This is a genomic window from Vibrio sp. CB1-14, assembly GCF_040412085.2.
Lineage (GTDB): Bacteria > Pseudomonadota > Gammaproteobacteria > Enterobacterales > Vibrionaceae > Vibrio > Vibrio chaetopteri.
The window spans coordinates 1,477,879-1,492,026 of sequence record NZ_CP115920.1 but is presented as its reverse complement, the minus strand read 5'-3'; the positions used below and the strand labels follow the sequence as shown (position 1 = coordinate 1,492,026).

The following is a 14,148-nucleotide window of genomic DNA, read 5'->3' as shown; positions in this document are numbered from 1 at the left end:
TCTAGATATGTAATACGAACAAATCGTATTACATATCCATCTATCTCCCCTAAACAGAGCTAAATTTCAGCAATAAATAACTGTGTTATCAGAGGGTGCGCAGTGGCTCCTGTGAGCAGCACTATGTCGACATTAGGCAGTGGCGGCATATTATCTATAATGACCACATCCTTGTTGACGCTCAGTTGCCCCATCGCCCCGACGCCAAGCCCTGCAGAGACCAACGACCGTTGGGCGGATGCCGTATTGCAGCATGCGATGAGTTGATGGCTAACACTGCGTTTCGCCAAAATATCAATAGCAGCAGCATGGTATTTACAGTCGGTTTGAAACAGCACCAAAGGCAGCGGCCTTTGAGAGACATTAAAATCCTCAGCAGCAATCCACACTCCGCGATCGGACTCAAGCCAATAACCCTCTTCACTGTCTGGTGCTCTTGTCACTATCGCTGCGTCGATTTTCCCTTCATCGAGCCACTCTCTTAGAACGACACTGGGTTGAGAGTAAACTTGAACTGAACAAGTCGGCTCCGTTTGAGTGATGGCACTGATCACTTTTGGAAGAATGGTTTCATTGTAATCTTCGGGGCAGCCGAGCCTCAGTGAGGTTTTATTTTGATACTTCTGAACTTGATGCAACGCTTTATCATGCAGCGCCAAGATTTGCTCCGCATGTGCTTTTAGCGCTAGCCCTGCTTCTGTGAGCATCATATTACGCCCCTGACGCTCAAACAGTGGCGTCCCCGCTTCACTTTCTAACTTCTTCATCTGGGCGCTAAACGCAGACTGCGTTCGATTGATCTGTTTCGCCGCCCGAGTGAAACTGCCCGTTTCCGAAAACGTCAAATAGCTGCGTAGCGCTTCAATATCCATAACCCTCTCCACCCATCGATTCCATTGATGGCACTCATTAAAACTATGCGTTAGTCACCCATCAAACCATTGATTATGATGAAAATCAAACCAAGAAAGGAGGCGACATGAAACTGTATATTGCAAACCAAAACTACTCGAGTTGGTCACTACGAGCCTGGCTTATCTTTGCTCAAAACAATATAAACGTGGAAGTGGAAAAGCTCACTCTATTCACTCCCGAGTTTTATCAAACACTTGCCGAAGTAACACCAACAGCCAAAGTGCCTACCCTAGTCGACTCCGACATTACCACTTGGGATTCACTCGCCATCATGGAATATGTCAACGAGCGATATCTTGATGGTCGCTGCTGGCCAGGGTCTATCATAGAGCGCGCCAAAGCACGTGCCGTAGTCAGTGAAATGCACTCAGGTTTTATGGCGCTTCGTAATGAGCTACCAATGAACTGCCGCGCTCGTCGCAAGGTTGAATTAAGCCAAGCGGCCCGTGCGGATATCAAACGAATCGATGATTTATGGTCAGAGCAAATGAGCCAGTATCGAGAACAATGGCTATTTGGCGACTGGTCCATTGCTGACGCTATGTATGCTCCCGTCGCACTCAGATTTAGAACCTATGGTATTGAGCTATCTGAACCTGCAAAGCACTATCAAGAAAAAGTCCTCTCCAGTGGCGCCATTTTGCGATGGCTTGCAGAGGCAAGCTCTGAGACGGACATCGTGATAGAAGATGAAGCTGGCGAAGAAGTCTGCGCCTAGCGCTTAACATCAACTACAATAAAGCCATGGTAAAACAGGTAAATACTACTTAAAGGAACCTCTTCATGGCTGGCGCAAGTTTACTGACTCTGATTGACGATATTGCCGTACTGATGGACGATGTGGCGGTCATGTCCAAAGTTGCGGTTAAGAAGACCGCTGGTGTGCTCGGTGACGATCTAGCGGTGAACGCAGAGCAAGTCAGCGGCGTCTCTACCGAGCGAGAGCTGCCGGTAGTGTGGGCAGTAGCAAAGGGCTCCCTGCTTAATAAAGTCATTTTAGTCCCCGCTGCACTTTTGATTAGCTTGGTTGCCCCTTGGCTAATAACACCCCTTCTTACTCTTGGTGGCGCCTTTCTCTGCTATGAAGGCTTTGAAAAGGTGCACCATTGGTGGAGCCATCGCGGCGAAACGTCAACAGCAACCAGTAATCATCCAGCTCTAGCCATGAGCGAAGAAGAACTCGCCGATTACGAAAAACAAAAGGTGAAAGGCGCCGTTCGCACCGACTTTATTCTCTCTGCTGAAATTGTGGTCATTGCGCTGGGTACTATGATGGCGCAGTCCCTTACCATGCAAGCGATAGGCTTAAGTGTGGTAGCGGTATTAGTCACCGCAGGTGTTTACGGTTTGGTAGCGATCATCGTCAAACTTGATGATGCAGGGCTATGGCTTATCAATAACAACCCCAACAAGAGTTCGATAAAACAAAAGCTTGGCATGGGTCTGCTACAGTTTGCTCCGTGGTTAATGAAAGCGCTGGGTATTGTTGGCACTATCGCCATGTTCCTAGTTGGCGGTGGTATTATCGCCCACGCCCTGCCCTGGCTGGAACACTTAAGCGCCGCTCAAGCGGACACATTTAATCATATTCCTAGCCTAGATCTATTCTGGGAGAGCATCGGCGCGAGTATGATTCATCTCGCAAGCGGTGCCGTTCTCGGCGCAGTGTGCTTTGCCCTTCACCAAGGTTTTGTGGCATTCAAAAACAAATAAACGACACACTCTTTATGGGAATGTGCCGTTACTAAGTTGCCAGCCCAAAGTTGGACTATCAATATGGTGCTTGAATTAGCCTTTCAGCTCAGACAGCTGATCAGAGAACCAAATCTTGCGCTGGAAACGCGGGTTTTTAGAAGACATGTCGATCTTATATGGATTTTCTTCTTCCAAACGCTGCGGAATATCTAAGATTTTGCTTAGCTCCTGCGCCAAGTACTTCTCAATCTTCAGTACCACCATCTTCTTACGCAGGCGACCTTGTTCGTCACGGTTAAGAATGGTCGGCATGGTATTCAGCGTCAGAATCTCGCCCAATGCAGGGTGCGACATACGCTCACGACCTTCGGTGCTCGCGTAGAAGTGAGAGACGGTAAACACCATGTTCTCAGGTTTAAGCTGCTGCAGGAACTGGCACGATTTCACCACGGTTGACCCAGTACGAACCATGTCGTCGAAGAGTACGATGCTCGACTTTTCCAAACCTTCGAACGTGTCTTCACTCTCTTTGTGTAGAGTGATTTCAACTTTACGTTCAGCGGTGCGCTCTTTATCCAACATGATGAATTTGGCTTTGCTCAAACCAATTCGGTTGTACATCTCTTTAACGAAATCACGTGCCCCCTTGTCTGGCGCACAAAGTACCAAACCTTCGCCATCTGGGCCGTAGTTCAACATATTAGAATTGAGCAGGTAATGCGCGTAAATCTGATAAGGAATGAGATTATAGAAGCGGCCACCAAACACATCGCCAAACATCTTTTGCACTGAGTCTGAGTGATTGTGTACCGTCACTACATCATCAACGCCAGACAGCTTCAACAACTGCGCATAAAGCTGTGCGGTAAACGGCTGACCATCAAACTTCTTGATATCCGACACAGAACGTTCACCGCCCGTATCACCAAGCTCCGGACGCGCACCACGATCTTGCGCAGAAAAGAACAGGTCTGGCTCCACCAGCACCACACGACTCGCACCGTTTTCTTTGGCAGCACGCGCAATAATAAAGTTGTGCATCGCTAGCTCTTGACGACTGGTCACAAGATTCCCAGTGCTGACGATAACGACCGTCTTACCTTCTAAGCTATTGCCGATATTGTCCATGTCATCTTCATCGGAGATAAAGCGCGGGCAAAATTCGGTATTCATGAAGTGCTTCATACTGATGACATCAGAGATGTCCTCATGCTGCCCCATCGCATAAGCGACATCAATGGCAAACGGGTTATCGGAAGAGTTACTGACAATCACTATATCGCTAGATAGTGCGTTTTGGCTGCTCATGGCAATCCTTATTGATTCGGAAAGTGAGTGGGTTGTGATTAGGGTATTCTAGCGGGAAAGGGAGCAAAACGGCAGGGGGAAAGGGTAATTAATGGTAAGTGCGAGTTGGAATGCTAAGTGACCTTTGTACAAAGCACTCTTACTTCGATTGCTGTGAACTAACTTAAGCATCCGTCGCCCTTACTCACGTGCGGATCTTTCAAAGCGAATAATCGGTCTCTAAGTGAACCAATGACAGTCATACTACGAGAGACTCTTTCATTCATAGCTATACCTTTGCAACTACCGCTAAAGGCTTCGTCATTCCGCACTTGATGCGGAATCTACTCAACGCGCACACCAGGTGTTTAAGGAGTTCTTTGTACGACAGAATCGCTTGGTGATCACACATGCCTTACAGGGTATCTAGCTCTTTTTTGGACAATTCTGAGTTACGCTCTTCGGAGCACTCTCTCTTTTCGGATTAGTTCGCGGTATGGAAAGGTGCTTAACTTGGTATCCAATCTATATGATGCAGATATATTGAATAGCGGTCATGCCTCCACTCATTAATAACAAGCTAGTGATATCAAAAATTGCAATTACCCAGCCAATGTGTTGTGAAATCGAAGCATTATCTTCATCCTTTGATATCAGTGTATTGATAACAAGTGTACCCGAACCAAAAGTCGTTATAGGCGGCGTTAATCTTGCGAGAACTAGAACAGTGATCAAGTTAACTATCAATTGAAAAGTCAGCTTGCTGTTCGGTATGTCATCCTAAGCATGAACGAGGTCGATAATATGTAAAGTTACTATGCTGGGTTAAATGAACAACATATCAATGACACTTAACCACTAATAATTACATACCTTTCATAACGTTACACATGTTTCACTCTCGAACTCTGTTGCTACATAACGAGCTGATTATACTAGCAATCCTTACTAACAACGGAAAGTAAAATGAAACTAACTAAACCAACGATCAGTCTATTCTTAGCGGCTTCCTTATACGGTTGTGGTGGGGGTAACAATGAAACACCACCTTCAACTAAAACAATTAAAGTCATCGATGGCTACTTACAGTCGGCTACAGTATGTATAGACACAAGTTTTGATGGCGAATGTAACAAAGTGCTGGGTAAAACTAATGCAAATGGCGAAATCAGCATTGCCCAAAATCATCTTGATTACCCATTAATCGCTACCGTGACTGCGGGTATGAGCCAAGATAAAGACCGCGTTGGTTATAGCACACACTCATACTCTATGACTGCACCAGCGGGGTCTGAATACATTACGCCTTTTACTACTTTAGCGCTTCAAAACAATATGGAGGTACCTGACGTTGCCCTTGCACTAAACCTTGAGCCTTCTGTAATTGCAGGAGACTATATTGCCTTAAAAGAATCAGAGATGAATCAAGAGGCTTATCGCTCACACGCTGCTGCGCGTGGCGTTGCTTTAGAGCTAACAGAAGACCTTGGCTCTGTAGACTACACAACTCTTGAACTCGCACAACATCTAACAGCGGCAATAGACGAATTCCGTGATTCAATCCAAAAACCACAAGAATTGGATAAAGTAGACTTTGTTGTGCGTGGGGATATTATCGAACGAGAAACAGTAATTTCTGATTTACAAGATCATTTAATCGGTGAGCCAGGGTCAACATTTTGGTACGAGGGTTCGCTTCATAATCCACAACAAAATCAGACTGGTATTATGACATCGTATTTCAATGAGACCGAAGTTTGCGACATTACTTGGGGGGATGACGAATTCTGTGACCCTTATAAAGTAGAGCAAAACCGAATGGAGATTTTTAATGGCGACTTCGGTTCACACTCTGCAGAATACTTGTATTTGACGAACGAGTTAAGTCTATTAGTTTATCCCGATTTGAATTGGGGTGACTTAAGTGCACCCAAAATTATTAACTTTTACACCACAACTGATATTACGGATTATGACAACCGCCTCAGCTTTGATGCAGATGAGCTTACTGGACGCACGTTTACCCGTTTGCTCGATGTTGCTAGAGATGAAACAGACTCTGACGTTAGGCTGTCGCACTATACTTTCATTAACTTCAATAGAGAGGAGAACATCGGTTTGGTTGAAGTTGATGGTATATCACACTCTTGGAAACTCGAACAGACTTCCCCACAGCGTTTAACACTAGTCATTCTAAACGATGATAATGTGGTTTATCACTTCAGCAAAGTAGTCGACAATCCATCACTGTTTATAGTGGTAGACGATGAAGTTCGTGATACTAATTTCTCTGTTTTCATCCAAGATGAACAGTTAGCGCAAAACCTGCTGAAACATTGGGAACAAGCATAATTACCCAAACCTAACAGCCTTTAGGTCATATCTACCGTCCGCACTATGTGCGGACGGTAGAGTTTTCGACACTGGCGGATGAGAAAAAGTAGACCGTTTCACTCTTCCACTTATGCTATTGATAGATTTAACTAAAACATAAAGGGGCAGAGATGATTTACGAAACAACTTGTTTCGCAATTGTGCAAGACCCTCTTGCATAATTGAACACTAGAGTTTGTCCAACATCCTGTTGACCAAATTAGTCTTACGAAGACCTACTGCTATCTCAACATGTTTTTGGGAAGTACCTAAGGCTGATTTGTGCAACAAGCTGTTGCACAATTGGATCAGGCGGAAGTTGTTGCATAATCTGCAACAACTGAACGATTTCACAACTCAGGCAACTGTTGCAAATTTGGCAACTGTTCAACTGCGAGGAATACTTGTGGATTGGAAAGCAACTGAGAAGAGATCCTTCCTAGTTGCCAAAACGGAATGGGGCATAAATGCGTTACGGAAAAGCGAGCATTAGCAACAGATCAATACCTACTGGTGTAACAACGTCGGTCAACTCAGCTTTCAAGGTTAAAAGGCGAGTCAATACCCGCTGCGGTTAGATTCCTGCCTGCGCAGGAATGACGCTAACTAAACGTGGGGGATAGTATCTAGTCCGAAGGTAGATAAACACGCCCCTCACTTCCACCCCTGCAACCAACTCTCCCTATCCTTCAACTCACACCAATCCATCTCTATCACTCGCTTCGACATAATCGCCTCTAACTGACAACCAATCACAATGCCCTCTTCATCGCGCTCTACTTCAACCACAATGAAGTGCTTCTCTTTCTGTTTCGGTGTCACTGCTGTCCACTTGCTGTTCAGTAACTTGTTGGGATTAAACTTATTTATTGTCGAATTCATGCTTATCAATACCCATTGTGAATCTCTTCTCTTTCAACGTAGCCCCTGACAATTCGATCATTCTTTGAGAACCATTTATCTCCATCACTAACCGTTTATCTCCAAAAATCACCATTTGTCGCATCACGAAGCGATGCCCTGTCCGACTCAGTAAATTGAACACACACCAATCGAAAAGTATCGCAAGGAGTCGATATGATTACGTTCCATCAACTACATAAACGCTACATCATGGGTGCAAATCATGTAGAAGCGCTCAAACACATTTCTGGCACGATTCAGACTGGCGAGATCGTTGCCTTGTGTGGGCCGTCGGGGTCAGGGAAAAGTACTCTGCTCAATATCTTAGGGCTACTCGACACTGATTATGATGGTGAGATTTCTTTCGCAGGTAACACCATGAGCAAAGACGGCAAGGCATTAACCCGTTTCCGCCGTGAAAATATTGGCTTCGTGTTCCAGCGCTTTAACCTAATTCCAGTAATGACGGCTCTCGAAAATGTCGCCTATCCGCTCATGCTCAACAAAACCTCTTATCAAGAGCGTATGCAAATTGCCGAGCAATGGCTGGAGCGTGTGGGACTTGGAGAGGTCAAACACCATCGTCCCGACCACCTTTCCGGCGGCCAGCAGCAACGTGTTGCCATCGCTAGAGCTTTGATTCACAGCCCGCAATTGGTCATAGCCGATGAGCCAACCGCCAGCTTAGACAGCAAATCTGCAGGGCAAATCGTTGAGTTAATGAAACAGCTTAGTCATGAGCAAGGCACGACTTTCATCGTCGCCACGCATGACAGTCGTATGTCCAGCCGCTGTGACCGCACCATTGAACTGGTCGACGGCACGCTTTCTTCCATGCCACAACATCAGCCGATTGTGCTAAGTAAGGAGATCGCATGATTTCATCACAACTACAGGGCTTTAAAGCCGCGAGCCTATATCTGGTTAGAAACAAGCGCCGCACACTGTTGTCATTGATCATCGTTGCAATTGCCATCTTTGCGCTCACTGCCGCTGCCGGTTTTGGGTTGTTTACCTATCAATCACTCGAGCGCTCCACAGCGAATGATGTTGGCCACATCACCTTAAGCCAGCCTGGCTACTTTGAGCGTGAAGAAGAGATGCCACTGCAAAATGGTATCGCTCAGTATCAAACGCTTAACGGACTACTTAGCCAAACGCTCGAAACTAAGGGCATTCAACCTAGGATCTATTTCTCTGGTTTGATTTCCAATGGTCGAAAATCCTCTATTTTTGTCGGCAATGGTGTTGAGCCCAGTGAGTTTGTTCTGCGTGAAGATTTCATCGGTTTGCAAACCGGCAGCGCACTTACCGAGTCCAGCGAAGACGGCATTATGATTGCCAATGAACTGGCCAATAACCTGTCCGTTCGCGTTGGGGACTGGGTAACGTTGCTTGCCACGACAACCGATGGTGTGCTCAATGCGATGGATTTCCAAGTTGTGGGCACCTACAGCACTGGCGTTCCTGAACTTGATAAACGCCAGATTCATGTTCGCCTATCGAGTGCACAGTCACTACTCGCCAGTGACAAAGTCAGCGCCGTATCTATCTACCTAGACGACACCAAACTGACAGACTCCGCCTCAATGGCAGTGACAAAAGCACTCAACAGCGATCCTGCATTTTCAAACTTGCAACTCACCCCATGGTACGAGCGCGCGTTTTTCTACAACAAGGTTCGCGGCCTTTACAACGGCATCTTTGGTGTCCTCGGTATCGTGCTTGGTCTAGTGGTATTTGTGGCGCTGTTTAACACTATGTCGATGACCGTTTCTGAACGTACCCGCGAAATTGGCGCTTTGTCGGCGATGGGCAGTTACCCACGAGAAATCATCGCGATGTTTGTCCGTGAGTCGATACTCATCGGAATAATTGGCAGCGTTGCGGGCGCCCTGTTTGCCTGGTTCACAACCCTGTTCCTTCAAGTTGCCAACATTCAAATGCCACCTCCACCTGGACGAAGCGAAGGCTATCCACTGGAGCTGGTGTTCTCACTGAACGTTGCTACCTCCGCAGGCATCGCTGTCATCATCATCTGCGTGTTTGCCGCCTTTATTTCCGCACGCAAAGGCACCAAACGACCTATTACGGAGGCACTTGCTTATGTTTAATTGGATTCGAAAACAGCCGCTATTAATAGCATCACTAGTCACAATCTGCGCCAGCTGGCAAGCGCAAGCAATCACTATATCTAAAGATACCAGCGCTGCTGAGATACTTTCGATCGCCGATGACTACCGCCTAGAGGACGCCGCTTCTAAAGTTGTCACCCAAGTAGCGTTGTATCAAGATGGCGAGCTGGATAAGACTCGCCAGTATGAAGTGTATCTGAGGCCAGAACGCGAATCTTTGGTGCTGTTTAAGTCCAAAGTCGAGCAAGGTCAAAAGATGTTGATGCTTGGTGATAATTACTGGTTAGTCATGCCGAAAAGTCGCAGGCCAATCCGCATCACACCGATGCAAAAGCTGTTGGGTGATGCGTCGGTGGGCGATGTCTCCACCCTTACTTGGAGTCAAGATTACACGGGTGAAATCATCTCAGAGCAAAGTGACATTATCGGTGCTGATTCAGAGCCTACGCTGCAGCTATCTCTAAAGGCAAAAACAGCGGGTGCAAGTTATCAGTCCATTGACCTTTGGGTCGAAAAGCAAAGCGGTTTTCCAGTGCGTGCCGACCTCTACCTCACTTCTGGCAAACTGGCCAAAAAGGCGCTGTTTGAATCTGGAGAGCGGGAAGGCCAAAGACGCGTAGTCACTATGGTCTTACTCGACCAAATCCAAACCGACAAAAAGACGGTCATCGACTATCAACAGGTTACGCCGCACCAGCTCGCCGATAAGTACTACAACCCGGCGTACCTATCTAAAAACAAGCGAGTTGAGCTATGAAAACCCAAGTTAGCTCAGCTGCACCCAATCGTATTGCTTGGGTGCCTGCGGCGCTGGTTCTTCTTTTAAACGCAAACATAGCAAACGCAACAGAGTCTTCGTGGGATGAACTCGATATTGAAACCGACTATCAAGTGAACTTACAGTCCATTGGTGGCGGCGACAGTGCATTCTTGCCAGATCAAAGCGATCGCAGCCACGAGCAAGTGAATGCCCTACTCGATATCAATGCGCAGTTTCATTCGGTTAGCGCCAATGTGGCTCTGCTTAGCACATCTCTTTATGACAATGCGCCCAACGGCCATAACCAACGCCAATTCGATGCGGTCATCTCTACGCTGACTTACGAGACCAGCGTAACGCTCGGTGAATCGGAATGGGACTTTCTCATAGGCAAGGCACGTATCGATTGGGGAGTTGGTTATGGCTACCGAGTGCTGGACATTTTTACCCCCTATCGCCGAAATCCAGTAGGAATACAGATAGAAGAAGGTGCGGGCACACTGGCGCTGTCTCACTATGGATTGGAGTCGGAATGGACGCTCATCGCTACCGACTCAAGCTGGAGCCAACTCGACACCTCAGAGTATGGCCGCGCTATCGAACAACAAGGACTGGGTGGCAAATACTACCGCTTACTTGGCGACCTTGAGCTGCAAATGATTGGCTATTACGACAATGTTCGTCAGGGACTGCTTGGGGGGAGTCTGGTTAATGTATTCAACCAAGCATGGTCAGCACACGCATCGGTTTCTTATTCGCGCCGTTATCAAGGCTATGACATCACACCCAATCAACCAGCTAGACTCACCGAGAAAAACAATGCCAACCAAGTATTAGTGGGAAGCACATGGTCGCACGAATCCGGCCTGAGTGTGATTGGTGAGTATTGGTATGACTCGCGAGCTTGGAGTCAATCTGAATGGGATAGCGCGTTTCAATATGCCAGCATCAATGACCCGAAACTTAACCCCATCTCTCAATCATATGCCCTTGGCTACAGCCAGCAAAACATCGTACAGCACAACGTCATGCTGCACGGCCGGCTTGACCCTATTTTCTGGCGTCAGTGGCAATGGAGTAAAGACAGCGACCTACTACGCAGCATGCACCCGCGACTGGATATCATGTTAGCGCCTGAGGATGGCGGCATTATCGCTACTCAGTGGCTCGATTTTGATGTGGTTGATACAGGAGACACCCGTTTTAACCTGGAACTTGCCGCTCGATTCGTGACCGGGGCAACGAATAGCGTGTATGCAAATTTACCTGATACCTATAACATACTAATTAATCTAAAAGGACGTTTCTAATGATGACTATTCCAATGGCAGAGAATGGCTGGGCTCGCTCATTATTGCTCACAACCCTGTTCTGCGCATTAATCGCGGTGATCACCGCTTCCATTTGGTCTGCACCTTATTACGAAAACCTGATGATAAGCTTAGGCTATGGTTACAGCGCCGTGTTCATGTCTTGGGCGCTTGCTCGTTTTGTGCCGACACTGAATCAGCAGCGCACTCTATCACTCGCCATTACTCTATCAGTAGCTGTCGCGCTCGGTACGGTAAATGCTTATTTTTGGGTGAGTAAATATCCGGGATTCGATGTTTGGAACGGCATAAAACCGATCTTTTTCCTTGGCATTATATTTACCTCAATCTGCTTCTACTTTTTTCATGCTCAAGAGCAGAAAATGAGACTGCAACAAGCTCTAGAGCAAAGCAAACGCAACCAAATAGAACAAGAAAAAGCCTTAGTCGAATCAGAGCTTAAGCAATTGCAAAGTCAAATCGAGCCACACTTTCTGTTCAATACCTTAGCTAATGTTGGTGTGCTCGTTGATGCCAATCCCGAGCAGGCCAAAGTAATGCTCGATAAGCTGACCACACTTCTTCGCGCCAGCATGACAGGCCACCGCAGTAGTCATGTCAGCATCGCCTCGGAAATGAAACTATTGGAAGCCTACCTCGCTATCCAAGAAACGCGTTTAGGTGACAGACTAACGGCAACGTTTGATGTTTCAGATGAAGCCAGCCATCTGATGATCCCGCCATATCTACTGCAACCTCTAGTAGAGAATGCTATCAAGCATGGTATTGAGCCTAGTGTCAAAGGAGGCAATATTGCCATTGAGGCACAAAATAAAGGCAATCAATGCGTAATAAAGGTCGTTGATAACGGATTAGGCCTCTCAGCCAACAGCGACAATGCAGGCCACGGTATTGGGATCAAGAATGCTAAATCACGGCTCAATGCCATGTATCAAGGCCGCGCCACGCTGACCATCACGGAAAACGCACAGGGTGGTGTAACCGCCACTATTACTTTACCGCTCGACGCTCAATAATGTTGGATGAACTATGATAAAAGCACTGATTGCTGACGACGAACCGCTGCTCCGATTCCACCTAGACAAACTGCTCGCAGAGGCTTGGCCTGAGCTCGAAGTCGTTGCGAAATGTGAAAACGGCGAACAAGCGCTTTCCGCCATCGAAAAGGAATACATCGATGTCGCGTTTTTGGATATTCAAATGCCGGGAAAAACCGGACTGGATGTGGCGCGCGAGGTCGCTAAACGTTCTTCAAACAGCGATAAACCAGCGCCGCTGATCATCTTTATCACCGCGTTTGATCACTATGCTGTCAGTGCTTTTGAAGCCAATGCTATTGACTACTTACTCAAGCCCATTGATGAAACAAGGCTTATTGATGCATGTGAAAAAGCTAAGTCGCGCTTGTCTTCACATAGCGCAGCCCCAGAGCTTAGCTCGCTCATGGCCAATTTGGAAAAGCTGTCCCTGAATGCAACACCACAGTTCTCAAAGTGGCTTAAAGCCAGTAAGCAGGATGAGATTCATCTGGTGTCGGTCGACGATATCGCCTACTTAAAAGCCGAAGATAAGTACGTGACCTTAATCACCGATGACAAGCGGGAATATGTGCTGCGTAGCAGCATCAAAGAGCTATCAAACCAGCTTGACCCAGACTGTTTTTGGCAAATTCACCGCTCAACGATGATCAATCTTCATAAGCTCGAGAAGGTGAAAAAAGACCTCACCGGAAAAATGAACGCTTATGTGGCTGGAAGCAAACTTCCTGTCAGCCGTGCTTTGCAACACCTTTTCAAGTAGCTGCCTCATTCTTGCCAATCAGCGAAGTAATTCACTAAAAAATCAATCGCCATTCTTGCTCTTACGGGCAAAAATCGGCGATTCTGATAAACAATCCAGCTGCTCGAACCTTTGCCCCAATAGGGCTCTAGAACGGGCGTTAATTTGCCGGTAGATAATGCATCCCCAAAACTGCTTCGAGGCAAATAGGCGATACCCAGCCCCTCTTCACACGCTTGCAGTAATGCGTTTGAGTTGTTGCTTCTCCAACGACCGCTGACTCGAATAGCGCTCATGGGAGTACCTTCTTTCTCAAACTGCCAATGGTCATTATTGGCAATTATGCAGCTATGCTGGGCAAGTTGATTGGGGTGCGTTGGCTCACCGTATTGTGACAAGTACTGCGGACTTGCGGCGGCGGCCATCGGTCTGTCCACCAGCTTTCTTGCCACTAACCCAGAGTCATTCAAACGGCCGTAGCGAATCGCAAAATCAACGCCATCTTCGATGAAGTTCACCATACGGGTATTAAAGTCCATCTCAACCGTGAGTTCTGGATATTGCTTAGCAAACACCATAAGAGCAGGCGCGACATGATTTTCTGCAAATGCACCAGCGGCGCTAACGCGCAACGTGCCACTAAGCTCAATATGTTGAGAAGATAAACGCTCGTTTGCTTGCTGTAAGCCAATGACCAGCTCTTTACATTGCTGGTAATACACCTGTCCGGCATCGGTCAAACTGACCATTCGGGTCGAGCGCGCCAGCAAAGCCACTCCTACCCGCTGTTCCAATCTCGATACTTGGCGACTTACATGGCTAGTGCTGCAACCAAGCTGCTTGGCCGCAGCCGAGAAACCGTGACTTTCCGCAACAGCAACGAACTCATTGATCCCTTCAAAGCTCTCCATAATGACCTCGGCAATGCCTATCTTTGCTATTTAGCAATAATGTTTTTCCTAATTCGCCA

Annotated in this window: 14 protein-coding genes; 9 read left to right on the top strand and 5 right to left on the bottom strand. The window is 47.1% G+C overall.

What is annotated here, in order from left to right:
• Positions 1-59 precede the first annotated feature (59 nt).
• On the bottom strand, positions 60-872 hold the full coding sequence (locus tag PG915_RS06760; RefSeq protein WP_353498422.1) for a LysR family transcriptional regulator: 813 nt from the start codon (positions 870-872) through the stop codon (positions 60-62).
• A 107-nt stretch (positions 873-979) separates the two neighbouring features.
• Here PG915_RS06760 and PG915_RS06755 point away from each other — a divergent pair, with 107 nt between their 5' ends.
• Positions 980-1,633, top strand: coding sequence for a glutathione S-transferase family protein (locus tag PG915_RS06755; protein ID WP_353498421.1), 654 nt, complete (start codon positions 980-982; stop codon positions 1,631-1,633).
• Between the two features lie 65 nt (positions 1,634-1,698).
• Positions 1,699-2,628: a DUF808 domain-containing protein gene (locus tag PG915_RS06750; protein ID WP_353498420.1), complete on the top strand. Its 930-nt coding sequence runs from the start codon at positions 1,699-1,701 to the stop codon at positions 2,626-2,628.
• 75 nt (positions 2,629-2,703) lie between these two features.
• On the opposite strand, the gene PG915_RS06745 is transcribed toward PG915_RS06750, so the two are convergent.
• Positions 2,704-3,918, bottom strand: a complete 1,215-nt coding sequence (locus tag PG915_RS06745) for a phosphoribosyltransferase family protein (protein ID WP_353498419.1) — start codon at positions 3,916-3,918, stop codon at positions 2,704-2,706.
• Between the two features lie 504 nt (positions 3,919-4,422).
• Positions 4,423-4,656, bottom strand: a complete 234-nt coding sequence (locus PG915_RS06740) for a BCCT family transporter (protein WP_420884618.1) — start codon at positions 4,654-4,656, stop codon at positions 4,423-4,425.
• 207 nt (positions 4,657-4,863) lie between these two features.
• Between PG915_RS06740 and PG915_RS06735 the strand changes: the two genes are divergently transcribed.
• Positions 4,864-6,249, top strand: coding sequence for a hypothetical protein (locus PG915_RS06735; RefSeq protein WP_353498417.1), 1,386 nt, complete (start codon positions 4,864-4,866; stop codon positions 6,247-6,249).
• A gap of 675 nt (positions 6,250-6,924) precedes the next feature.
• Here the strand turns inward: PG915_RS06735 and PG915_RS06730 are convergent.
• Positions 6,925-7,152 (bottom strand): TIGR02450 family Trp-rich protein, encoded by a 228-nt coding sequence (locus tag PG915_RS06730; RefSeq protein WP_418641559.1) that lies wholly within the window; start codon positions 7,150-7,152, stop codon positions 6,925-6,927.
• 195 nt (positions 7,153-7,347) lie between these two features.
• Between PG915_RS06730 and PG915_RS06725 the strand changes: the two genes are divergently transcribed.
• The 6 genes from PG915_RS06725 to PG915_RS06700 are packed head-to-tail and all read left to right on the top strand — an operon-like array spanning position 7,348 to position 13,199.
• The gene (locus tag PG915_RS06725; RefSeq protein WP_353498416.1) at positions 7,348-8,052 is read left to right on the top strand and encodes an ABC transporter ATP-binding protein; all 705 of its coding nucleotides are present in this window, start codon (positions 7,348-7,350) and stop codon (positions 8,050-8,052) included.
• Complete coding sequence (locus PG915_RS06720) at positions 8,049-9,287, top strand: ABC transporter permease (protein WP_353498415.1); 1,239 nt, start codon at positions 8,049-8,051, stop codon at positions 9,285-9,287. Before PG915_RS06725 ends, PG915_RS06720 begins: the two co-directional genes overlap by 4 nt.
• The gene (locus PG915_RS06715) at positions 9,280-10,065 is read left to right on the top strand and encodes an outer membrane lipoprotein-sorting protein (RefSeq protein WP_353498414.1); all 786 of its coding nucleotides are present in this window, start codon (positions 9,280-9,282) and stop codon (positions 10,063-10,065) included. Before PG915_RS06720 ends, PG915_RS06715 begins: the two co-directional genes overlap by 8 nt.
• On the top strand, positions 10,062-11,378 hold the full coding sequence (locus PG915_RS06710; RefSeq protein WP_353498413.1) for a hypothetical protein: 1,317 nt from the start codon (positions 10,062-10,064) through the stop codon (positions 11,376-11,378). Before PG915_RS06715 ends, PG915_RS06710 begins: the two co-directional genes overlap by 4 nt.
• On the top strand, positions 11,378-12,415 hold the full coding sequence (locus tag PG915_RS06705) for a sensor histidine kinase (RefSeq protein WP_353498412.1): 1,038 nt from the start codon (positions 11,378-11,380) through the stop codon (positions 12,413-12,415). The genes PG915_RS06710 and PG915_RS06705 overlap by 1 nt, the downstream gene beginning before the upstream one ends.
• A gap of 13 nt (positions 12,416-12,428) precedes the next feature.
• The gene (locus tag PG915_RS06700) at positions 12,429-13,199 is read left to right on the top strand and encodes a LytR/AlgR family response regulator transcription factor (RefSeq protein WP_353498411.1); all 771 of its coding nucleotides are present in this window, start codon (positions 12,429-12,431) and stop codon (positions 13,197-13,199) included.
• A gap of 5 nt (positions 13,200-13,204) precedes the next feature.
• Here PG915_RS06700 and PG915_RS06695 read toward each other — a convergent pair whose 3' ends face one another.
• Entirely contained in the window at positions 13,205-14,089 is an 885-nt protein-coding gene (locus tag PG915_RS06695) for a LysR family transcriptional regulator (RefSeq protein ID WP_353498410.1), read from the bottom strand.
• Positions 14,090-14,148 lie beyond the last annotated feature (59 nt).